This is a genomic window from Pseudomonas sp. GB2N2 (assembly GCF_054897705.1).
The window spans coordinates 982,328-1,004,678 of record NZ_CM142701.1; the positions used below are offsets into that span (position 1 = coordinate 982,328).

The following is a 22,351-nucleotide window of genomic DNA, read 5'->3' on the forward strand; positions in this document are numbered from 1 at the left end:
AGGAGTCCACTCCATGAGTGTCGAGATCAAGACGACCACCGTCGAGACGATCCGCAACACGTTCAGCCATACCCGTCGCCGCTTTGGCGACAAAGTTGCCAGCCGTTATCAGGAAGCCAGTTTCGACCTGGAGTCTGCGACCAATTTCCACTACCGGCCACTGTGGCAGCCGGACAAATTACTCAACGACGCCACCCGCACCGCGGTGGTGATGGCCGACTGGTACAGCGTCACGGACCCGCGCCAGTACTACTACGGGGCCTACGTCCAGGCCCGGGCCAAGATGCAGGAAAACGCCGAGCACGATTACGCGTTCTGCGAGAAGCGCGACATGCTGGCCAGCCTGTCCGTCGCCAATGTCGAACTGGTTGGCAAGCTGTTGCTGCCCCTGCGCCACGCCGAAATGGGCGCCAACATGAACAACAGCAACATCGCCGCCGACGGCTTTGGCACCAGCGTCACGCAGATGCATATGTTTCACGCCATGGACCGACTGGGCATCGCGCAGTACCTGTCGCGGATCGGCCTGATGCTCGATGACGGTGACGTGTTGCTGTTGGCCCAGGCCAAGCAACAGTGGCTGTACGATCCGGCATGGCAAGGCCTGCGCCGCTATGTCGAAGACACGCTGGTGGTACGCGATTGGTTCGAATTGACCGTGGCGCAGAACCTGGTCAGCGATGGCCTGGTGTACCCGCTGCTGTTCCACAAACTCGATGAGCAACTGTCCGCCAACGGCGCCGGCCAGGTCGGCATGCTCACCGAATTCATGCGCCTGTGGTTTGCCGAAAGCCAGCGCTGGGTCGATGCGCTGCTCAAGACCGTGATCAACGAGAGCCCTGCGAACCAGGCGTTGGTGCAAGGCTGGATCGATCGCTGGAGCGCTCGTTCCGTCGCCGCGTTGCAGCCACTCACAGGCCTTGGGCTCGATGCATCGGCGCTGGATGCGGTGTGCAGTGAGTTCAGCGCACGCCTGAAAAAAATCGGCCTGACGGGAGCCCGCGCATGACTTCCCTTGTGTACATGAACCTGCAAGACACCGACTACGCGCGCTCGATCGTCGAGGCCATTGTCCAGGACAACCCGCATGCCGAGATCCAGCACCAGCCCTCGATGATTCGCATCGAGGCCAAGGGCCGACTGGACATCCGTCGCGACACCGTTGAGCAGCTGACCGGCAGCCCGTGGGATATCCAGGAAATGCTGATGTACGTGATCACCCTCGGCGGCAACGTCGTGGAAGAGGACGACAGCTTCTCCCTCTACTGGAACAGCTGAGCACTCGCCGCCTGCCGGCAGTGCATCAATAACAAGAATTCGGGAGCGCCATCATGGCCGTGAAAAAACGCCTTAATGCCAAAGAAAAATACCGTTGCATGACCCGTGATCTGGACTGGGAGCCGAGCTACCAGACTCACGAGGACATCTACCCTCACGAGCGTTTCGAGGGCATCAAGATTACCGATTGGGACAAGTGGGAAGACCCGTTCCGCCTGACCATGGATACCTATTGGAAATACCAGGCCGAGAAAGAGAAAAAGCTCTACGCGATCTTCGATGCGTTTTCGCAAAACAACGGCCATACCACGCTGTCGGACGCGCGTTATGTCAATGCGCTGAAGCTGTTCTTGTCCGGTGTCACGCCGCTGGAGTACCAGGCTTATCAAGGTTTCGCCCGGGTCGGGCGGCAGTTCAGCGGTGCCGGTGCGCGGATCGCTTGCCAGATGCAGGCCATCGATGAACTGCGCCACGTGCAGACCCAGATCCATGCGATGAGTCACTACAACAAACACTTCAACGGCCTGCATGACTTTGCGCATATGCATGACCGCGTGTGGTTTCTTTCGGTGCCGAAATCGTTTTTCGAAGACGCGCGCACGGCCGGTCCGTTCGAGTTCCTCACCGCGATTTCATTTTCGTTCGAGTACGTGCTGACCAATCTGCTGTTCGTGCCCTTCATGTCCGGCGCGGCGTTCAACGGCGACATGGCCACCGTGACGTTCGGATTTTCCGCCCAGTCCGATGAAGCCCGGCACATGACCCTGGGCCTTGAGGTGATCAAGTTTCTGCTCGAGCAACACGAAGACAACGTGCCGATCATCCAGCGCTGGATCGACAAGTGGTTCTGGCGTGGTTACCGCCTGCTCACGCTGGTCGGGATGATGATGGACTACATGCTGCCGAACAAAGTGATGTCCTGGTCGGAAGCCTGGGGCGTGTATTTCGAAGAGGCGGGCGGGGCGCTGTTCAAGGATCTGGAACGCTACGGCATCCGTCCGCCCAAGTATGTCGAAGAAGCCAATATCGCCAAGGACCATGTCAGCCATCAGGCCTGGTCGGTCTTCTATCAGTACAGCCAGGCCACCAACTTCCACACCTGGATGCCGACCGACGAAGAGCTGGACTGGCTCTCGGAAAAGTACCCGGACACCTTCGACAAAATCTATCGCCCACGCTTTGAACACTGGCGTGCGCTGCAAGAGAAAGGCGAGCGTTTTTACAACCCGACCCTGCCGATGTTGTGCCAGATCTGCCAGATCCCGCTGTCGTTCGGCGAGCCGGATGACCAGACCACGCTCAGCCACCGCAGCGCCGAGCACGAAGGCGAGCGCTATCACTTTTGCTCCGACGGTTGCTGCGACATTTTCCAGTACGAACCGTGCAAGTACATCCAGGCCTGGCTGCCGGTGCACCAGATTCTGCAGGGCAACTGTGGCGGCGGCGATGTCGAGTCGGTGGTGCGCGACTACTACAACATCAACCCCGGTCAGGACAACTTCGAGTACCTGGGTTCCACCGAACATCGACGCTGGCAGGACTGGCACCCGAACGATCGCAACAGTGCGCCGGCCGCGCCCGTCGACCCGGACCTGCTCAAGGCCGGATAAAGCCCTGTGTCGGAGCGGGCCTGCGGGTCCGCTTCACGCCCCCATTACAAGAAGGACAAGATCATGCCCGTGACTTCCATTGGTGCCTATGAGGCCCAGCCCCTGGACCGCCAGGAAAATTTCCATGGCCTGCAACTGGTGTACCTGTGCTGGGAAAAACACCTGATGTTTTGCGCGCCGTTCACCTTTCCGCTGCCACCGGCGATGCCGTTCGCCGACTTCATCGAACACGTGGTCAAGCCCTCGATTGCCCAGCATCCGGATGCGCAGCACGTCGACTTCAGCCAGGCGTCATGGCGCCTGAACGATCAGCCGTTCAGCCCCGACAACGCGGCCAGCCTGATCGATAACGGCATCGACCATAAAAGCCTTTTGCACCTCAACACTCCGGGCTTGAACGGCATTGCCGGCACCTTCAACTGAGGACACGGTGATGAGCTACCAAGTAACCATCGAACCCACCGGCGAACAGATCGACGTCGAAGAGGGCCAGACCATTCTCCAGGCGGCATTGCGCCAAGGCGTCTGGCTGCCCTTCGCCTGCGGCCACGGAACCTGCGCCACCTGCAAGGTCCAGGTGCTGGAAGGCGAGGTGGATCTGGGGGCGGCATCGTCCTTTGCCTTGATGGACATCGAACGGGACGAAGGCAAAGTGTTGGCGTGCTGCGCCATTCCGCTAAGCGACATGGTGATCGAGGCGGACATCGACGCCGACCCGGATTTCCTTGGGCATCCGGTCGAGGATTACCGCGCGGTGGTCAGCGCGCTGGTGGACCTGTCGCCCACCATCAAGGGCGTGCACCTCAAGCTTGACCGGCCGATGGCGTTTCAGGCCGGTCAATACATCAACCTGCAACTCCCCGGCATCGACGGTACGCGAGCGTTTTCGCTGGCCAACCCGCCGAGTCGCGCCGATGAAGTGGAGCTGCACGTGCGCCGGGTCGATGGCGGCGTAGCCACCGGCAAGATCCACGACGGCTTGAAGGTCGGGGACGCGGTGGAGGTGTCCGGGCCTTACGGGCAGTTCTTCGTGCGCACCTCGCAAAGCGGCGACCTGATTTTCATTGCGGGCGGCTCGGGGGTGTCGAGCCCGCAATCGATGATTCTCGACCTGCTGGAGGCCGGTGATACGCGACAGATTGTGCTGTTCCAGGGGGCGCGTAACCGCGCGGAACTCTACAACCACGAACTGTTCGAGGCGCTGTCTCGCGACCACAGCAATTTCACCTACGTCCCCGCGCTCAGCCAGGCGCTGGAAGACCCCGAGTGGGCGGGCTTCAAGGGTTATGTGCATGACGCCGCGAAGGCGCATTTCGACGGGCGTTTCAGCAATCGTAAAGCCTACTTGTGCGGACCGCCGGTGATGATCGACTCGGCGATTACGTGCCTGATGCAAGGTCGGCTGTTTGAACGCGACATCTTCATGGAACGCTTCTACAGCGCCGCTGATGGCGCTACCGAAAGTACCCGATCGGCGCTGTTCAAGCGCATCTGAGTTCACCCGCAACCTACCGCCGACCCGCGCTGATCTGCCGACGATCAGCAGGGTGTCGGCTGACTATAAAAACAACAAAAGGTCATCAACCTATGAAAGCTGTTGTGCGAAACAAACGAGCAAGTCAGCTGTGCCGTGCCGGATTGAGCCTGCTGGCGGCCGCGAGTGCCGGGGTTCAGGCCACTGAAGGCGGTGGGTCTTCCTACCCGATGGGGGCAGAAAACTACATGTCCGGCGCCATGCCGCCACCGGGCTTATATTCACAGTTCTTTGTGGGTCATTACGAGGCCGATTCGTTGCGCGGCAACCATGGCGAGAAAGTCCCGGTGGACTTCCGGGTCCGGGCCAACTCGGTGGCGCCGCGATTGATCTGGGTCACCGAGCAACAGGTGTTTGGTGGAAGTCTGGGCTTCCACGCCATCGTGCCGCTGGTGGATCTCAAAGTCGAACTCAACGGCCAGTCGCAAAGTAAACAAGGGTTGGGTGACATCATCTTCGGGCCGGCGCTGGGTTTTCATCACAGTGAAAAGCTGCACAGTATTTTCGCTCTGGATTTTATTGCGCCTACCGGTAAATACGATCGCGGCGACCTGACCAATATCGGGCGCAACTATTGGGTGGTCGAACCGGTGGTGGCCGTGTCCTACGTTGACCCGGACGGGCTCAATGTCGATGCGAAAACCATGTACGACTTCAACCTGCGAAACGATGCCACGGACTACCGTTCCGGCCGGGAATTGCACGTGGATTACGCGGTCGGTTGGGGATTGGGCAATGGCTGGGTCCTCGGTGTGGGGGGTTATGTGCTGTATCAGACGACGGACGACCGCCAGAACGGTGACCGAATCGAAGACAACAAAGGCAGGGCCCTGGCTATCGGACCGTCGGTGAAATACACCAGCAACTCGGGGTGGTTTCTGACCGCCAAATGGGAGCAGGAAACCGAGGTACGAAATCGGGCCGAAGGCAATGCCTATCGGTTGAAACTGACCATACCCTTCTGAAGAAAACGCAGGCTTGGCCAACGGCTACAGAAAGGTACGAAAAGCTCCGTCCTCTTCGCGAGGGCGGGGCTTTTCTGCTTTTTGAGCGGCACGGGAGTTGTTCGAAGATGTAACAACTCCTGCAATCACATCTTCGTATTTCTATAAAAATCCTATTTAAATCAATTACCTAATACTTTATCGAGTCTGCTTCGAAGTCTTTTTTGGAGTATTGCCCAGTTACTGAACAGTTGTTTAGTATCGGCAACAGTTCGTACCTCCTGTCCAATTACAATAACGACGAGGACCTTTCATGACTTCGCAATCGTCACTGCTCAGCCGGGTTAAAAATGGCGTCGCCTGGATCACCCTCAATCGCACCGAGCAACGCAACGCGCTGGACATTCCCACTCTCAAGGCTTTGTTCGATTTGCTCGACGGTCACGACGCCGACCCTGCCGTTCGGGTGTTGGTGCTGACTGGCAACGGCAAAGGTTTCTGTGCCGGCGCGGACGTCGCCGAATGGGCCGACGCCGAACAGCGCGGCATCCTCGAAACCTACGGCTGGACCGAAGCCGCGCACCAATTGATGAACCGGCTTTACGGTTTCAGCAAGCCGACCATCGCAGCCATCAACGGCATCGCGGTCGGCGCCGGGATGGACCTGACGTTGTGCTGCGACCTACGCCTCGCCGCGCAATCGGCGCGTTTCAAGGCCGGTTACACCAGCATGGCGTATTCGCCGGACGCCGGCGCCAGTTGGCACCTCCCGCGCTTGATCGGCCTGGAACAAACCAAGCGCCTGCTGTTCCTCGACGAAATCTGGAGCGCCGACCGTGCGCTGGCCACCGGGTTGGTCAGCGAAATCTGCGCCGATGACGAACTGATTGCCAAGGCCAGTGAGCTGGCAACGCGACTGGCCAGCGGCCCGACATTCGCCTTCGCCCAAACCAAAGTGCTGATCCGCGACGGCGCCCGGCGCAGCCTCGCCGAGCAACTGGACGCCGAGCAGGCCGCCGGTTTGCTCTGCGGTCGCAGCCAGGACGGTGCGGAAGCCCTCAAGGCGGCCGTGGAAAAACGCACGCCTCATTTCATCGGCCAGTAATCGAACCGCAGGTAGGTACACCATGAATTTTCAACTGACCCAAGAACAAGACATGCTGGTCGAGTCCGTGCGCAGCTTCGTCGAGAAAGAACTGCTGCCCCACGAAGACGCCGTCGACCGCGCCGATGCCGTGCCGCCGGAACTGGCCGCGCAGATTCGCGCCAAGGCGATTGCCGCCGGTTTTTACGCGTTTAACATGCCCGAGGAAGTTGGCGGTGGCGGGCTTGATTACCTGTCCCAGGCGCTGATCGAGCGTGAGTTGTCCAAGGTGTCGTGGGCGCTGCATGTGTTTGTCGCGCGGCCTTCGAAAATTCTCATGGCCTGCACTGGTTCGCAGATTGGCGACTACCTGCTGCCGTGTGTGCGCGGTGACAAGGTCGACTGTTTCGCCCTCACCGAGCCGGGCGCCGGCTCCGACGCCAATGCGATCAAGACCCGTGCCGTGTGTGACGGCAACGACTTTGTGATCAACGGCAGCAAGCATTTCATCAGCCACGCCTGGCATGCCGACTTCGCCATCGTCTTCGCGGTGACGGACACCTACGAACACAACGGTCGCCAACGCAACGCCGTGACGTCTTTCCTGGTCGACCGCGACACTCCGGGCATGACCATCCGCCGTGGCCCTAAATGCGTCAGCAACCGCGGTTATCACACCAGCGAAATCTTCTTCGACGATTGCCGGGTGCCGGCGGCCAAAGTGCTCGGTGAAATCGGCAAGGGCTGGGAAGTGGCCAACGCCTGGCTCACGGCCGGGCGGGTGATGGTTGCGGCCAACTGCGTCGGCCAGGCGCAGCGGGCACTGGACGTGTCGTTGCAGTGGGCCGCCGACCGCAAACAGTTCGGCCACGCCATCGGCACCTATCAGGGCATCTCGTTCAAGCTGGCGGACATGGCCACTGAAATCCGCGCCGCTGAGCTGCTGGCCCTGCATGCCGCGTGGAAAATGGACCAGGGCACCATGACGGACGGCGAGGCCGGCATGGCCAAATTGTTCGCCAGTGAAGTACTGGGTCGCGCGGCGGATCAGGCGGTACAGATTTTCGGCGGCATGGGCCTGATGGACGAAAGTCCGGTCGAACGTATCTGGCGCAACGCGCGGATCGAGCGGATCTGGGAGGGCACTTCAGAGATCCAGCGTCACATCATTTCCCGCGAACTGTTGCGGCCGCTGCTGCGCTGATTGACCCAGGAGAATCCCATGTCGATCAGAGATAACCTCAAGCGTTTGTTCGCCCCGCGTCACCTCGCGTTTGTCGGTGGGCGCAGCATGGCGCGGGCGCTCAAGCGCTGTGCCGATGGCGGCTTCCAGGGCCAGATGTGGCTGGTCAACCCGCAACACCCGAGCCTCGAAGGCATTCCCTGCGTGGCGTCGATTGCCGATCTGCCTTGCGCGCCGGACGGTGTTTTCATTGCCACCAACCGTGAATTGACGCTGAGCTGCGTCGCCGAACTGGCCGCCAAAGGCGCGGGCGGGGCGATTTGTTATGCCTCCGGTTTCGCCGAAACCGGCGAGGAAGGGCTGGCGATGCAGGCGCAACTGCTGCACGCGGCCGGCGACATGGCGCTGCTCGGTCCCAACTGTTATGGCTTGCTCGACTATCTGCACAACGTTGCGTTGTGGCCGGTGGCCCATGGCGGCAAAGCGGTGGAGAAGGGCGTCGCGATCCTGACTCAAAGCGGCAACTTCGCTTACAACCTTTCCATGACCGATCGTTCGCTGCCGCTGGCCTACATGGCCTCGGTGGGCAATCAGGCGCAACTCGGCGTGGCCGAATTGATGGACGTGCTGCTCGACGAGCCGCGTGTCACCGCCATCGGCCTGCACATGGAAGGTCTAAAAAACGTGCCTGGTTTTGCCCGCGCCGCACTCAAGGCGCTGGAAAAAGGCATTCCGGTGATTGCCCTGAAAACCGGCGTGTCGCAGATCGGTGCCGAGTTGGCGTTGAGTCACACCAGTTCCCTGGCCGGTTCGGATGCGCTGTACGACAGCCTGTTCCAGCGTCTCGGGGTGATTCGCGTCAGCGGTCCGGTGAGTTTCGTCGAAACCCTCAAAGCTGCGGCCTGTGGCAACTTGCCGGTAGGGCCGAGCCTGATCGCGCTGGCCTGTTCCGGTGGCGATGCGGGACTGATCGCCGACTACGCCGAACGCAATCAACTGACGCTGCCGAAATTTGACGACCGCCAGCGCGGGGAACTGGCTGAGGTGTTGCCGAGCTACGCCAACCTGGTCAATCCACTGGATTTCACAACGGCGATCTGGGGCGACCGCGACGCCCTGGAAAAGATGCTTGAAACGGCCTTGCGCACGCCTGCTGATGCAGCGTTGCTGGTGCTCGACTATCCAGCGGAATTCACCGGTGAGCGCAAGGAATGCGATCTGCTGCTGGAGCTGTATTGCGACTTGTTGGAGCGGCACGGCAAGACCGGTTTTGTCACGTCGGCATTTCCCGAACTGCTGCCGGCCTCTGCCCGTGAACGCTTGCATGCCCGTGGCGTGGCGGCGTTGCAAGGGGTGGAAGATGGCTTGGCCGCCTGGTCACGCATCGCCCATTACCAGGCACGGCGTGAGGCATTGTTGGCGGGAGGCGAAGCGGCGTTGGCGCCGATCTGTCCGGATGAATCGACAGCGCCGGGGCAACTGCTGGATGAGTGGCAGTCGAAACAGGCCTTGCGTGCGTTCGGTTTGCCCTTGCCCGAAGCGCGACTGTGCCGGCCTGAACAGGCATTGGACGAGGCGCGTAGCCTCGGTTATCCGCTGGTGCTCAAGGTGGTCAGCGCGGACCTGCCGCACAAGACGGAAGCGGGCGGCGTCGCCCTTAATCTGAAAGACGAAACAGCCCTGAGCGCCGCGCTCGCCACCATGCGCGGCAACCTGACGCAGCATGCGCCGCAGCTGGTGTTTGATCAGGTCTTGCTCGAACGCATGGCGTCGCCGCCGCTGGCTGAACTGATCGTCGGGATCAAACGCGAAACCGGCTTCGGCCTGGCGCTGGTGATCGGTGCCGGCGGGATTCTGGTCGAGCTGCTCAAGGACAGTCGCAGCCTGTTGCTGCCGACCACCGATCAGGCGATTCATGACGCGCTGCTGAGTTTGCGTTGCGCGCCGTTGCTCACCGGTTTTCGTGGTGGGCCGGCGGTGAATATGCCGGCACTGGTCCGGGCGGTTCGTGCGGTGGTGGATTACGCCTGCGAGAACGCCGAGCGGCTGCAAGAGCTGGATGTGAACCCCTTGCTGGTGAATGCCGAAGGCGCGGTGGCGGTGGATGCACTGATCCGCCTGGCTTGAACCCTTTAATCGATTGCTCTAAGGCTGTCTAAATGAATGTATTGATTGTTCACGCCCATCCCGAACCGCAGTCGTTTACGGCCGCGTTGCGCGATCAGGCGGTGCACACCCTGCAAGCTCAGGGCCACGAAGTACAGGTCTCCGACCTCTACGCGATGAACTGGAACCCGGTCGCCAGCGCCGAGGATTTCTACGACCGGGACAATCCCGAGTACCTGGTGTACGCGCTCGAACAGCGCCTGGGCGTGAAGTCGAAAAGCCTGGCGCCGGACATCCAGCAGGAGCTGGACAAGCTGCTGTGGGCCGACCTGCTGATCCTCAATTTCCCAATTTACTGGTTCTCCACGCCGGCGATTCTGAAGGGCTGGATCGACCGGGTATTGGTGTCCGGCGTCTGCTACGGCGGCAAGCGCTTTTACGACCAGGGCGGCCTGGCGGGCAAGAAAGCGCTGGTCACCGTGACCCTTGGCGGGCGCCAGCATATGTTTGGCGAGGGCGCGATTCACGGTCCGCTGGAGGACATGTTGCGCCCGCTGCTGCGCGGCACGCTGGCCTACGTCGGGCTCGACGTGTTGCCGCCGTTCGTGGCGTGGCACGTGCCGTACATCAGCGCAGAAGCCCGCGAGCAGTTCTTGGTGGATTACCGTCAGCGCCTGGAAAATCTCGAGCAGGATTCGCCGCTGGAGTTCCCGCGTTTGTCACAATTTGACGAGGCGCTGTATCCCCTGCGCTGACGCAATGCTGTACCGTCAGCCATCGATTTCGTGGAGGGCAGGATCAACATGGCCGAGGAAGCGCGTTTTCTGCGTATGGACCCCGAGGTGCGCAAGGCCAAGCTGGTGGCCGCGACGCTGACGTGCCTGAAGAAATACGGATTTGTCGGCACTTCGATCCGCAAGATCTGCGCCGAGGCTGGCGTGTCGGTGGGCTTGATCAGTCATCACTACGCCGGCAAGGATGAGCTGGTCGCCGATGCTTATCTGCACATCACCGGGCAAGTCATGAGTTTGCTGCGTGAGTCGGTGGCGGGCGCGGGCGACGGCGCCCGGCAACACTTGTCGGCGTTTTTCGTGGCGTCGTTTTCGCCGCGCATGCTCGACCCTGAATTGATCGAAGCCTGGCTGGCGTTCTGGGGCGCGGTGAAAACCGCCGATGCGATCGACCAGGCGCACGACCATTCTTATGGCGAGTACCGGACCATCATGGGCGATGCCTTGAGATTGCTGGCGCAGGAGGAGGGTTGGGACGGTTTCGACAGCGGCCTGGCAGCCATCGGCTTGAGCGCTTTGCTTGACGGTTTGTGGCTGGAATGCGGGCTGAACCCGTCGACGTTCACCCCGGCTCAAGGCGTGCAGATCTGTGAAGCGTGGGTCGATGGTGTGCAAATGGGCGGGTATCGACGGTTCATCGCTTCGTAATATCGGCTTGTTGATCAACTGTTCAGCTAGCGCTACAGTGCGCTCACCGCTTCGCAAAATTCCAAAAAAACCAGGAGCCAGGTCATGACGGTCATGCCGTGCGTGTTGATGGTGAGTGACGATCCGCTGATCCGTGAACCGTTGCGGGCTGCGCTGATTCCGGCTGGATTTGAGGTACGGTTTGCTGAAACGCCCGCTCAGGCCGAGGCTTGCTTGAGTCGTTTCGCGGTCGGGCTGGTGATGCTGGATGCGCAGTGGCCGGACGCTCTGGCCCTGACGCGCCGATGGCGTGAACGTTCGGAGGTCGGGATTATCCTGATCGGTGCGCCGATCGAGCGACTCGGCGCATTGGAATGCGGCGCCGACGATTACCTGATCCAGCCCCTGTCTCCACCAGAATTGCTGGCCCGCGCCCGCAATCTGCTGCGTCGCGTGCAGCACGCCCAACCGGTTGGCCAGCCGGATACGCACCTCAAGCGTTTTGCCGACTGGACCCTCGACACCGACCGCCGGCGCCTGAAGGCCTGCGACGGTCGCGAAACCCTGCTCAGCCACGGCGAGTTCCAGCTGCTCAATGTGTTCATGCGCAACAGCGGCCTGACTTTGAGCCGCGATCAATTGATGGACCAACTGCGCAACCGCGAATGGATGCCCAACGACCGTTCCATCGATGTGCTGGTGGGGCGCTTGCGGCGCAAACTGAATGACGATCCGGCCGAGCCGGAACTGATCATTACCATTCACGGTGCAGGCTATCTGTTTACCGCGGGCGCTTCGCTGGCGGCCTGATCATTCAGGAATGTTCGAAGATGTAACAGTCTCTGCTGAATATTCCCGTTAATTTGAAAAAATCCTATCTAAAACAGGTAATTAACCTGTGTTCGTGACGTGTTTTCACGCCTGAGGAAAGAGTTGCTTCACTGTTGAACGAGTGTTTAATATCGACGCATCCTCCTCCACTCAAAACAATAAAACGAGGGCTGGCATGAGCTCCCAATCGATCGCGCAATCTTCTTCCTCGACCCTCACCGGCGGCCAGGCACTGGTGCGCCTGCTGGCCAATTATGGCGTCGACACCGTGTTCGGCATTCCCGGCGTGCACACCCTTGAACTGTATCGCGGCTTGCCCGGCAGTGGCATCCGCCATGTGCTGACCCGCCACGAGCAGGGTGCCGGTTTCATGGCTGACGGCTACGCCCGGGTCAGCGGCAAACCGGGTGTGTGCTTCATCATCACCGGCCCTGGCGTGACCAACGCGGCGACCGCCATCGGCCAGGCTTACGCCGACTCGATTCCGATGCTGGTGATCTCCAGCGTCAACCACACCGCGAGCCTCGGCAAAGGTTGGGGCTGCCTGCACGAAACCCAGGACCAGCGGGCAATAACCGCACCCATCACCGCGTTTTCGGCGGTGGCATTGACCACCGACGATTTGCCCGAATTGATCGCCCGCGCCTTCGCCGTGTTCGACAGCGAGCGGCCACGGCCGGTGCATATTTCCGTGCCGCTGGACGTGCTTGCGGGTGCGATCAGCCGTGACTGGAGCGTCGATGTGGTGCGTCGTCCTGCACGTGGTCCGGCGCAGGCCGGTGCACTGGATGACGCGGCGCAGCGCCTGCAACACGCCAAGCGTCCGATGATCATCGCCGGAGGCGGAGCATTGGCGGCAGGTGCCGAATTGCAGGCCCTGAGCGAACATCTCGGCGCGCCGCTGTTCACCAGCGTCGCCGGCAAAGGTTTGCTGGCGCCGGACGCACCGCTGAACGCCGGCTCCAGCCTGTGCGTGCAGCCCGGTTGGGACTTGATCGCGCAAGCCGATGTGGTGCTGGCCGTCGGAACCGAAATGGCCGACACCGATTACTGGCGCGAGCGCCTGCCACTGAATGGCGAAGTGATCCGCGTCGACATCGACTCGCGCAAGTTCAACGATTTCTATCCGTGTGCGGTGGCGCTGCACGGTGATGCCCGGCAAACGCTGGCTGCATTACTCGAACGAGTTCCGGCAGAGGCGCGGGACTCGACTGAAGTCATTAAAGCAGTGGCAGATTTGAAAGCCGCGATCCGATCCGGTCACGGCGACTTGCAAACCATCCATCAACACATCCTCGACCGCATCAAGGCGGCGATGCCCGCCGACACTTTCATCAGCAGCGACATGACCCAACTGGCCTACACCGGTAACTATGCGTTCGCCAGCCAAAACATCCGCAGCTGGTTGCACCCCACCGGCTACGGCACCCTGGGTTATGGCCTGCCAGCGGGGATCGGCGCGAAATTCGGCGCACCGCAGCGTCCCGGTCTGGTGCTGGTGGGCGACGGCGGCTTCCTCTACACCGTGCAGGAACTGGCCACGGCGGTCGAGGAGCTGGACAGCCCGCTGGTGGTGCTGCTCTGGAACAACGACGCCCTGGGGCAGATTCGCGATGACATGCTCAGCCTCGACATCGAGCCGGTGGGCGTTTTGCCGCGTAATCCGGATTTCGCGGCGCTGGCCAAGGCCTTCGGTTGCACGGTCCACGAACCGCAAAGCCTTGATGAACTGGAACGCGATCTGCGTCGTGGTTTCACCCATGCCGGCGTGACCCTGATCGAGCTCAAGCACGCCAGCGCCTGTCGCTGATACCCGAAAAATTCCGTACTGAAAAACAGCGGGACTGTCGCGAAAACGACCTGTTTGCGCTGAACACGAACCCGGAGTATTTTTCAATTGAACGACTGTTCAGCTTCGACTATGTTGGCTCCACCACCCCCGGTTGGTTGCGGGCTTGCAGTTCCATTCGAACGAGGCACTGGCATGCGGTTTTCACCCTTTGTTGAGCGAATATCAGGCGACGGCGTTGCCGCCTGGGATATTCACAACGCGGCGTATGAAGCCAAGCGCCGGGGCGAGGATGTCATCATCCTCAGCGTCGGCGACCCGGATTTCCCCACCCCCGATTTCATCACCGATGCCGCCATCCACGCTTTGCGCGAAGGCGACACCCACTACACCGAAATCGCCGGTCGACACGCCTTGCGCGAAGCCATCGCCGAGCGCTACGGCAAACTGTTCAACCGTGAAGTACAAGCCTCCAACGTGATCATCGTTGCCGGGGCGCAGAACGCGCTGTTCACCACTTCGATGTGCTTGCTCAACACCGGCGACGAGGTGATTGCCCTCGACCCGATGTACGTCACCTACGAAGCAACACTCAAGGCTTCCGGCGCCACCCTGGTGCGCGTGCCCTGCTCGGCAGACTCCGGCTTCCGGCTCGACGCTGCCGTTCTGGCCAAAGCCATCACTCCGAGAACCCGCGCGATTTTCTTTTCCAACCCCAACAATCCCACCGGGGTGGTGTTGACCCGCGAAGAGCTGCAGAGCATTGCCGACCTCGCCATCGCCCACGACTTGTGGGTGGTGGTGGACGAGGTCTACGAGAGCCTCGCGTTCGACCGCGAGCACCTCAGTCTGGCGGCATTGCCCGGCATGGCCGAGCGTTGCGTGGTGATCGGCAGCCTGTCGAAATCCCACGCGATGACCGGCTGGCGCACCGGCTGGATCGTCGCCGATCAAGCATTGGTCGCCCACGCCGAAACATTAGTGCTGAGCATGCTCTATGGTCTGCCGGGTTTTGTCATGGAGGCGGCGCTCAAAGCGGTGCAGGCCCACGACGAAGTGACCCACGGCATGCGAGAAATCTACCGCCATCGCCGCGACCTGGTGGTGAGCGGTTTGGCTAATTGCCCGGGCATTTCTGTGCTGAATCCCGATGCTGGGATGTTCGTGCTGATCGATGTTCGCGAGACCGGGCTGACCTCCATCGAATTTGCCTGGCGCCTGTTGCGCGAGGCCCGCGTATCGGTGTTGGATGCGGCCGCGTTCGGTGAACCCGCGCAAGGTTTTGTGCGGCTGTCCTTTACCTTGGGTGAAGAACGCCTGGCCCAGGCCTGCCAGCGCATTCGCGATTTTGTCCTGGTGCTGAACGGTGAAGCGCCACGGCCGGTGATCGCGCGCGTCACCAGCAGTGCCGCCGCGCCCGAACCTGTCGTGCGTCGGACCATGATCGAAGTCGATCAACTGCACAAACGCTTCGGCAATATCGAGGTGCTCAAGGGTGTTTCGCTGACTGCCCGCGAAGGCGATGTGATCTCCCTGATCGGCGCCAGCGGCTCGGGAAAAAGTACTTTGTTGCGCTGCATTAACATGCTCGAAGTGCCGGACCAGGGACGAATTCTGGTCGATGGCGAAAGCATTCACCTGAACCACTCACGCCCCGGCGCGCCGCTGGTGTCCGACGCCAAGCAGCTGGTGCGGATTCGTTCGAGCCTGGGCATGGTGTTCCAGAACTTCAACCTCTGGCCCCATCGCACGGTGCTGGAAAACCTCATCGAAGCACCAATCCAGGTCCTGCGGGAAAGCCGTGCCGAAGCCACTGAACGGGCCGAAGCCTTGCTGGAACGTGTAGGGCTGGCGGCCAAGCGCAACGAATACCCGGCGTTTCTCTCCGGGGGACAGCAGCAACGGGTCGCCATTGCCCGCGCCTTGGCCATGCGCCCCAAAGTCATGCTGTTCGATGAACCCACCTCGGCACTCGACCCGGAACTGGTCGGCGAAGTGCTGCGGGTGATCCGCTCTCTCGCGGAAGAGGGCCGGACCATGATCCTGGTGACGCATGAGATGGCTTTTGCACGCGATGTGTCTTCCAAAGTCGCCTACCTGCATCAAGGGCTGATCGAGGAAACCGGTTCGCCGGATGAAGTGTTCGTACAGCCACGCAGTGAACGTTGCCGACAATTCGTCAACGCTCATCAGACTCGCTAACGCATCATAAAAAGACGGGGAAAAATCATGGGAAATCGACGTTTGGCAAATTGGTTGACTGGGGTGGCCGTTGTCATGCTGGCCGGTATGGGTGCGGCGCAAGCCCAGCCGATACGGTTCGCGGTCGCGGCTGAACCCTATCCGCCGTACACCGAGAAGCAGGCCAATGGTGAATGGAAAGGCTTTGAAGTCGACCTGATCCACAAGCTCTGCAGCGAAATGAAAGCCGAGTGCGAGATCAAGGAAGTGGCGTGGGACGGCATCATCCCGTCGTTGCTGGCGAAGAAGATCGACGTGATTTTCTCCTCGATGTCAGTGACCGAAGAACGCGAAAAGCAGATCGCCTTCAGCAAGGCTTACTACGACTCGGTGATTGCGATTGTCGGGCCGAAAGACGCCTCGGTGAAAAAGTACCCGGATGACCTCACAGGCAAGACCATCGGCGTGCAGAACTCCACAGTGAGCGCCAGCTACCTGAAGACCTACTACGAAAAAATTGCCGACGTTAAGTACTACGACACCCAGGACTCGGCGAACGCCGACCTGATCGCCGGACGCATCGACCTGATGATGGCGGACGGCACCGCGATGGCGGCTTTCGTCAAAACCCCGGATGCCAAGGACCTCGCGTACCTCGGCGCTGTGCCGTACGACCCGATTTTCGGCAAGGGCGTGGGTGCCGGTCTGCGCAAGGACGACACCGAGCTGAAAGCCAAACTCGACAAGGCCATCGTGTCCTTGCTGACCAGCAAAGACTACGACGACCTCTCCCAGCAGTACTTCGGCACCAGCGTGAAACCGGCGTTCTGACGCGAACGCGGCCTCTGTGGGAGCGGGCTTGCTCGCGAAGGCGGTGTGTCAGTTGACATCTTTGTTTGATGTTAGATCGCTTTCGCGAGCAAGCCCGCTCCCACAGGGGCGAAGGGGTTCTCAAGACCGTCGAAGGGAGAACGAAATGCCAGCAATGTTCGAGTTGATCAATTTCAGCGAAACAGGGTGGGGCGGTGCGCTGCTGAAGGGCCTGTGGATGACCCTGCAGATTTCAGCCGGGGCCTTTGCGCTCGGGCTGGCCATCGGGCTGGTCGTGGCCTGCCTCAAGTTGAACGCGCCGCGCCCGATCGCAGCGCTGATGCGCGGCTACACCACCCTGTTTCGTGCGGTTCCAGAGTTGTTGCTGATCCTGCTGCTGTACTACGTCGGGTCCATGCTGATCAACGCGCTGATGGCCGAACTGGGCTACGGCGTAATGAATGTCAGTGGTCCGCTGGCGGCCATTGTGGTACTGGGCCTGGTGCAGGGCGCCTACGCGTCGGAGATTTTCCGCGCGGCGATCCAGGCGATCCCGTTCGGCCAGATCGAGGCGGCGAAGGCTTTTGGCCTGAGCGGGTTTGGCCTGTTCCGGCGCGTCACGCTGCCGATCATGGCACCGTACGCCATGGCGGGCATGGCCAACCTGTGGATCAACCTGATCAAGGACAGTGCGCTGATCAGCGTGGTCGGCACCAACGAACTGTTGTACACCGCCAAGCAAGCTGCGGGTTCGACACGTCATTACCTGTTGTTCTACCTCACGGCCGCGGCGATGTATTACGCGGTGACGCTGGTGTCCAACTACCTGTCGGGACGGCTTGAGCGACGCATTCGTCGCTGGATGCCCTTGGTCGAGTGATTGAAATGATTCCAGCGTGGATAGTTGAATACGCGGCGCTGTTGGGCCGAGGCTTGCAAACGACCATTACCCTGCTGATGCTCTCCAGTGTGTTCGGTTTTCTGTTGGCCATTCTGGTGGCGCTGGCGCGGATCTCGACATACAAACTGATCGCCAGGGCGAGCCTGTTCTACACCAGCGTGTTTCGCGGCACACCGTTGTTGATTCAGATCTACATCTTCTACTACGGGCTTGGCAGTCTGTTTGCGCAGTTTCCGCTGATTCGCGGCAGCTTCCTCTGGCCTTATCTGCGTGACGGTTACTGGTACATCGTGTTTGCCTTGGTGGTGTCGATGGGCGCCTATGTCGGCGAAGTGATTCGTGGTGGCCTGCTGGCAGTGCCCAAAGGTGAAATGGAAGCCGCATCGGCCTTCGGCATGACCTCGCGCCAGTCGCTGTTGCGTGTGCGTTTACCCCGCGCCATGCGCTTGCTGTTGCCGACCCTCGCCGGTGAAACCGTGATGTTGCTGAAGTCGACGGCGCTGGCATCGACCATCGCCGTGATTGACCTGCTGGGGGCCGCCAACGTGGTCCGCGCGCAAACCCTGCAAGTGTACGAACCATTGCTGTTGGTGGCGGGCGTCTACGTTTGCCTGACCTTCCTGATCGAGGCGCTGTTTGCCTTCGTCGAACGGCGCGGTACGCCCGTGCGCAGGTCGGCGTAATGAACGCAGCACGGATCGTCGACCGCTCGTTGCAAGGCATCGGCCTGTGCACGCTGGGCTACGCGTTTCTGACGTTGCAGGACGCCGTGATCAAGTGGCTGGTGGCCGATTATTCGGTGATCAGCATTCTGTTCTGGCGCAGCCTCGTGGTGGTGCTCGCGTGTCTGTTGGCCGGGCGTTTGCACCTCGTCCAGCGGGCCTGGCGATCGCCGAGCCGACGCTTGCTGGTGGCGCGCGGTCTGCTGTCGATTGTGGCGTGGGTGTTGTATTACACGGCGGCGCGGGACCTGACTCTCGCGGAGATGACCACGCTGTATTTCTCCGCGCCGATCATGGTCACGGTACTGGCGGCGGTGATCCTCAAGGAAAAATCCAGCGGCTGGCAGTGGCTCAGCCTGTTGATCGGTTTTGTCGGCGTGATCATCGCCTGCCGCCCGAGCAATATTGGCGAGCCGCTGCCGATCGTGCTGACGTTGTTGGCAGCGGCGTGCTGGGCGTTCACCTACATTCAGTTGCGTCAGGTCGATGAACAGACATCGGTGCTTGAGCAGATGCTGATCACCAACGTGGTGTTCGTCGTTTGCATGATGATTGCATTGCCGTGGAATTACACCCCGGCGACGACCCCCGCGTGGCTCGGCATGCTCGGTGCCGGATTGGTCGGCGGCATCGGGCAGTTCCTGCTGTTCGCCAGTTTCCAGCGAGCTACGGCGACGGTGTTGGCACCGTTCGAATACACCGGGCTGATCTGGGCGTTCCTGCTGTCGAGCCTGATCTGGGGCACGTTGATGGACGTGTCGCTGATGATCGGTGCCGGACTGATCGCGGTCAGCGGCACCCTGGCGATGGTCTTCGGCCGGCACCCGTCACAGGACGTCGTCGGCGCTGAATGCTCCGTGACGCAACCCCTTTACCCAGCAACGGCTGATGTGGAGGCCGTTGGCGGGGCTGAAGGTGTCGGGGTTGAGGCACCACTCGAGCCAGAGTCCGTCGAGCATCGCCGATAGACCAATGGCGGCCAGGCGCGTGTCCTGGATCACGAAGCCTTCGCTGGCGGCCAGGTCATCGAGCAGGGTACGCAGCAGATCGAGGTAGTCGCGGTAGCTTTTTTCGTGGGACTGGCTGACGTAGTCCGAGTGACGAATCAGGCTCCAGAACACCACCCAGACGCCAAGCAGTTTCGGGTCCATGACCCTGGGTGAAAACGAGCCGACGAGGAAGGTGTCCATCTTTTCCGCCGGCGTACCAACTTGCTGGATTTCCTGATGCAGGGCAGTGGTCAGTTCGCTGGCGAGCTTCTGGTAAGTGTCGGCGATCAACGCATCGATGCTGCCGAAGTGATGATTGAGCAGGCCGACCGACACACCGGCCTCGGTGGCGATACGACGCACGGAAATACCGGCGTGACCGTCGCGGGCCAGACAACGCAGGGTGGCGGCAACCAGCAATTCACGGCGCTCGTCGGGTTCAACTCGGCGGTATTTCGGAGAGTCGGTGGTCACAACGAAATCCTTCGTTACATTGCCTGATTGCCGAGCTTAGTTGAACGTACGTTCAATCTCCAGTGGCAACGTCGGCACTGTGGTGATTTTTAACGGGCAGGACGAGAGGACAAGACAGATGGCGCAGGATATTTCTTTTGGTGTTCGTAACAACAATGGCGACGTGGTGCAGGTCGGTGCCTGGCGTTTCGAAGGCGACGGCAGCGGGCCGACCGTGCATTTGCAGGCCGGCGTGCATGCCGATGAAATTGCCGGGATGCTGGTGCTGCACCTGTTGATGCAACGGTTGCAGTTCGCTGAAGCCAATGGCCGGCTCAAGGGCCACGTGACGGTCGTGCCGCAGGCCAATCCGCTGGGCATCGGGCAGTTCCGCCAAGGCCGGATTCTCGGGCGTTATCACAACGCCACCGGGCATAACTTCAACCGTGGATTCGATCAGTCGGCCGCCATGGCCCGACCTTCGACCAATGTCCAGGAATGGCAAAAGAGCCTGGTGCAACTGGCCGCCACGGCGGAGGTGATGCTCGACTTGCACACCGATGACGAAGCCTTGCCATACCTCTACGTCCACCGCAGTTTTGCCCCGCGAGGACGCGAACTGGCGGCGGCGATGAAGATGGACGTGGCGATCGTCTGGGATGACGGCGGCGACGGTTCCTTCGAGGAAACGATCATTGCGCCCTGGCTGCGCAACGGCATTAGCCCACGGCACATGGCCGCGACCCTGGAGCTGCGCGGGCAGGGCGACGTCAACGACCGATTCGCCGAGCGGGATGCCGAGGGATTGTACGTGTGGCTGTGCAGTTGCGGGGTGATCGATGAGCCGCTGACCGTGGGTGACTGGCCCGTGGAGGTGAGGGACATGGCGCAAATGGAGACGATCCTGGCACCGCAACCCGGCGTGCTGATCTTCGAAAAAGAGCTGGGGGATTTCGTCGAGGAAGGCCAGCGTTTTGCCCGTATCCTGGGGCGGCCGGGTGACCCGTCTTCGGAAGTGGTGTTGCACGCGGAACAGACGGGGCGGATGGTGACGCGTTATCGCGATCGGCTGGTGCCCCAGGGCATGGTGGTGGCGAAGTTTACTGGCAGCCGGGTGTCGCGCAATTGGAGCGGGGGTTTGCTTGATCCTAATTGACCTTTGGTGTTTTTGCCGGCCCCATCGCTCGCCCAGACACCTCAACCCCATGGCCTGCCTCGGTCGTGAACTAGACTGACTTCCACATTGGATGGTGGGAGCAACCTGCGTGACGCAACTCAAATGGACTCACTGATCACCGCCGCCGCCCGGGCACTGGCAGCCGGTGATCCCCTCGCGGCGCTCGACCGCATCGCACTGCGCGAAGACGCATCCGCCCTCGCGCTACGCGGAATCGCCATGGCGCAACTCGGCGATCTGGTTCGGGCGAAGGCGCTGGTGAAACGCGCGGTGCGTGCATTCGGCCCAAAGGAGGCACTGGCACGTGCGCGCTGCGTGGTGGCGGAGGCCGAAATCGCCCTGGCGTCGCGAGACCTCGGCTGGCCAGTCAAGGCCCTTGAGGCGGCGCGGATCACGCTTGAAACCCACGGTGACCGAGTCAACGCGGCGCATGCGCAATACTTGCAGATACGTCGATTGTTGCTGATCGGACGGCTCGACGAGGCGGACGTCGTGCTCGCCGCGCTGGACCCCGCACCGTTGCCGCCGGCACTGCGCGCCGCCCATGAACTGGTGGTGGCGGGCATTGCCATCCGCCGCCTGCAATCACAAACGGCCCGGCAGGCACTGACGAGGGCCGAGCACGCTGCGCAGGTGGCCGCCATCCCGGCGCTCACTGCAGAAGTCGAAAACGCCTGGCTGATTCTGAACACGCCGGCGGCACGGTTGATCGCTCATGGCGAAGAACGACCGCTGGTGTTGGCAGACGTCGAAGCCGTGCTCGCCTCAACGTCACTGGTGGTCGACGCGTGCCGCTACGCCGTACGCGGCGCCGGCATGTCGGTGTCCCTGGCCACGCGCCCGGTGTTGTTTACCCTGGCTCAAGCGTTAGCCGAAGCCTGGCCCGGCGACGTTTCGAGGGGAGGGCTGGTGCGTCGGGCTTTTCGCCTGAAGCTCTCGGATGAATCCCATCGAGCGCGGTTGCGCGTCGAAGTCGGGCGCCTGCGCGCGGTGTTGAAACCCTTGGCCGGGGTCGTCGCCACCCGGCATGGATTTGCCCTGGTGGCGCTGGTGTCATCCGACGTTGTAGTGCTGGTGCAACCGGTCGACGAAAAGTACGCGGGGTTGTTCGCCTTCCTCGCCGACGGCGAGTCGTGGTCGAGTTCGGCCCTGGCACTGGCCGTCGGCAGCAGTCAGCGCACCGTACAACGCACCCTCGATGCCTTGGCGGCGGCCGGCAAAGTGCAGTCATTCGGACAGGGCCGCGCACGACGCTGGATGACGCCACCAGTCCCGGGTTTCGCGACGACCTTGTTACTCCCGGCGCCATTGCCGAGTGACTAGGATGAACGCCACGCACCC

General features: G+C 61.3%; 20 protein-coding genes and 1 pseudogene. 20 read left to right on the forward strand and 1 reads right to left on the reverse strand.

From position 1 onward, the window contains the following. Positions 1–13: 13 nt before the first annotated feature. The 18 genes from ACYZT4_RS04520 to ACYZT4_RS04605 all read left to right on the forward strand — a co-directional run bounded on the left by ACYZT4_RS04520 (position 14) and on the right by ACYZT4_RS04605 (position 19,359). Positions 14–1,009, forward strand: coding sequence for an aromatic/alkene monooxygenase hydroxylase subunit beta (locus ACYZT4_RS04520; protein ID WP_461985591.1), 996 nt, complete (start codon positions 14–16; stop codon positions 1,007–1,009). Further along, the gene (locus ACYZT4_RS04525; RefSeq protein WP_461985593.1) at positions 1,006–1,278 is read left to right on the forward strand and encodes an MmoB/DmpM family protein; all 273 of its coding nucleotides are present in this window, start codon (positions 1,006–1,008) and stop codon (positions 1,276–1,278) included. Before ACYZT4_RS04520 ends, ACYZT4_RS04525 begins: the two co-directional genes overlap by 4 nt. Before the next feature lie 53 nt (positions 1,279–1,331). Continuing rightward, positions 1,332–2,888: an aromatic/alkene/methane monooxygenase hydroxylase/oxygenase subunit alpha gene (locus tag ACYZT4_RS04530; RefSeq protein ID WP_461985595.1), complete on the forward strand. Its 1,557-nt coding sequence runs from the start codon at positions 1,332–1,334 to the stop codon at positions 2,886–2,888. 63 nt (positions 2,889–2,951) lie between these two features. Next, positions 2,952–3,311: a phenol hydroxylase subunit P4 gene (locus ACYZT4_RS04535; protein ID WP_461985596.1), complete on the forward strand. Its 360-nt coding sequence runs from the start codon at positions 2,952–2,954 to the stop codon at positions 3,309–3,311. 10 nt (positions 3,312–3,321) lie between these two features. Continuing rightward, positions 3,322–4,383 carry a 2Fe-2S iron-sulfur cluster-binding protein gene (locus tag ACYZT4_RS04540; RefSeq protein WP_461985598.1) on the forward strand — a complete coding sequence of 354 codons (1,062 nt, stop codon included), beginning with the start codon at positions 3,322–3,324 and terminating at the stop codon, positions 4,381–4,383. 92 nt (positions 4,384–4,475) lie between these two features. Beyond that, positions 4,476–5,387 carry a SphA family protein gene (locus ACYZT4_RS04545; protein ID WP_461985600.1) on the forward strand — a complete coding sequence of 304 codons (912 nt, stop codon included), beginning with the start codon at positions 4,476–4,478 and terminating at the stop codon, positions 5,385–5,387. A 292-nt stretch (positions 5,388–5,679) separates the two neighbouring features. Then, positions 5,680–6,471, forward strand: coding sequence for an enoyl-CoA hydratase/isomerase family protein (locus ACYZT4_RS04550; protein WP_461985602.1), 792 nt, complete (start codon positions 5,680–5,682; stop codon positions 6,469–6,471). A gap of 22 nt (positions 6,472–6,493) precedes the next feature. Continuing rightward, positions 6,494–7,654 (forward strand): acyl-CoA dehydrogenase family protein, encoded by a 1,161-nt coding sequence (locus ACYZT4_RS04555; protein WP_461985603.1) that lies wholly within the window; start codon positions 6,494–6,496, stop codon positions 7,652–7,654. A gap of 18 nt (positions 7,655–7,672) precedes the next feature. Then, a complete protein-coding gene (locus ACYZT4_RS04560) occupies positions 7,673–9,760 on the forward strand; it encodes an acetate--CoA ligase family protein (protein WP_461985604.1) in 2,088 nt (695 codons plus the stop codon). A 32-nt stretch (positions 9,761–9,792) separates the two neighbouring features. Next, positions 9,793–10,494, forward strand: a complete 702-nt coding sequence (locus tag ACYZT4_RS04565; protein WP_461985606.1) for an NAD(P)H-dependent oxidoreductase — start codon at positions 9,793–9,795, stop codon at positions 10,492–10,494. Positions 10,495–10,542: 48 nt separating this feature from the next. Beyond that, positions 10,543–11,178 (forward strand): TetR family transcriptional regulator C-terminal domain-containing protein, encoded by a 636-nt coding sequence (locus ACYZT4_RS04570; RefSeq protein WP_461985608.1) that lies wholly within the window; start codon positions 10,543–10,545, stop codon positions 11,176–11,178. Between the two features lie 84 nt (positions 11,179–11,262). Further along, a complete protein-coding gene (locus tag ACYZT4_RS04575; protein WP_461985610.1) occupies positions 11,263–11,967 on the forward strand; it encodes a winged helix-turn-helix domain-containing protein in 705 nt (234 codons plus the stop codon). Between the two features lie 196 nt (positions 11,968–12,163). Further along, positions 12,164–13,798, forward strand: coding sequence for a 5-guanidino-2-oxopentanoate decarboxylase (locus tag ACYZT4_RS04580; RefSeq protein WP_461985612.1), 1,635 nt, complete (start codon positions 12,164–12,166; stop codon positions 13,796–13,798). A 174-nt stretch (positions 13,799–13,972) separates the two neighbouring features. After that, complete coding sequence (locus ACYZT4_RS04585; RefSeq protein WP_461985614.1) at positions 13,973–15,979, forward strand: aminotransferase class I/II-fold pyridoxal phosphate-dependent enzyme; 2,007 nt, start codon at positions 13,973–13,975, stop codon at positions 15,977–15,979. 27 nt (positions 15,980–16,006) lie between these two features. Beyond that, on the forward strand, positions 16,007–16,789 hold the full coding sequence (locus tag ACYZT4_RS04590; protein ID WP_461985615.1) for a transporter substrate-binding domain-containing protein: 783 nt from the start codon (positions 16,007–16,009) through the stop codon (positions 16,787–16,789). A 145-nt stretch (positions 16,790–16,934) separates the two neighbouring features. After that, the gene (locus ACYZT4_RS04595; RefSeq protein ID WP_461985617.1) at positions 16,935–17,648 is read left to right on the forward strand and encodes an ABC transporter permease; all 714 of its coding nucleotides are present in this window, start codon (positions 16,935–16,937) and stop codon (positions 17,646–17,648) included. A 5-nt stretch (positions 17,649–17,653) separates the two neighbouring features. Beyond that, positions 17,654–18,352, forward strand: a complete 699-nt coding sequence (locus ACYZT4_RS04600) for an ABC transporter permease (RefSeq protein ID WP_461985619.1) — start codon at positions 17,654–17,656, stop codon at positions 18,350–18,352. Next, a complete protein-coding gene (locus ACYZT4_RS04605) occupies positions 18,352–19,359 on the forward strand; it encodes a DMT family transporter (RefSeq protein WP_461985621.1) in 1,008 nt (335 codons plus the stop codon). Before ACYZT4_RS04600 ends, ACYZT4_RS04605 begins: the two co-directional genes overlap by 1 nt. On the opposite strand, the pseudogene ACYZT4_RS04610 reads toward ACYZT4_RS04605, so the two are convergent. Further along, a pseudogene (locus ACYZT4_RS04610) lies at positions 19,315–19,854 on the reverse strand (TetR/AcrR family transcriptional regulator); the annotation flags it as partial. The gene ACYZT4_RS04605 and the pseudogene ACYZT4_RS04610 overlap by 45 nt on opposite strands. A 118-nt stretch (positions 19,855–19,972) precedes the next feature. Between ACYZT4_RS04610 and ACYZT4_RS04615 the strand changes: the two are divergent. Together ACYZT4_RS04615 and ACYZT4_RS04620 are read left to right on the forward strand one after the other, a co-directional pair. Beyond that, positions 19,973–20,989, forward strand: a complete 1,017-nt coding sequence (locus ACYZT4_RS04615) for a M14 family metallopeptidase (RefSeq protein WP_461985623.1) — start codon at positions 19,973–19,975, stop codon at positions 20,987–20,989. 123 nt (positions 20,990–21,112) lie between these two features. Next, the gene (locus tag ACYZT4_RS04620) at positions 21,113–22,333 is read left to right on the forward strand and encodes a helix-turn-helix domain-containing protein (protein ID WP_461985625.1); all 1,221 of its coding nucleotides are present in this window, start codon (positions 21,113–21,115) and stop codon (positions 22,331–22,333) included. Positions 22,334–22,351: the final 18 nt, after the last annotated feature.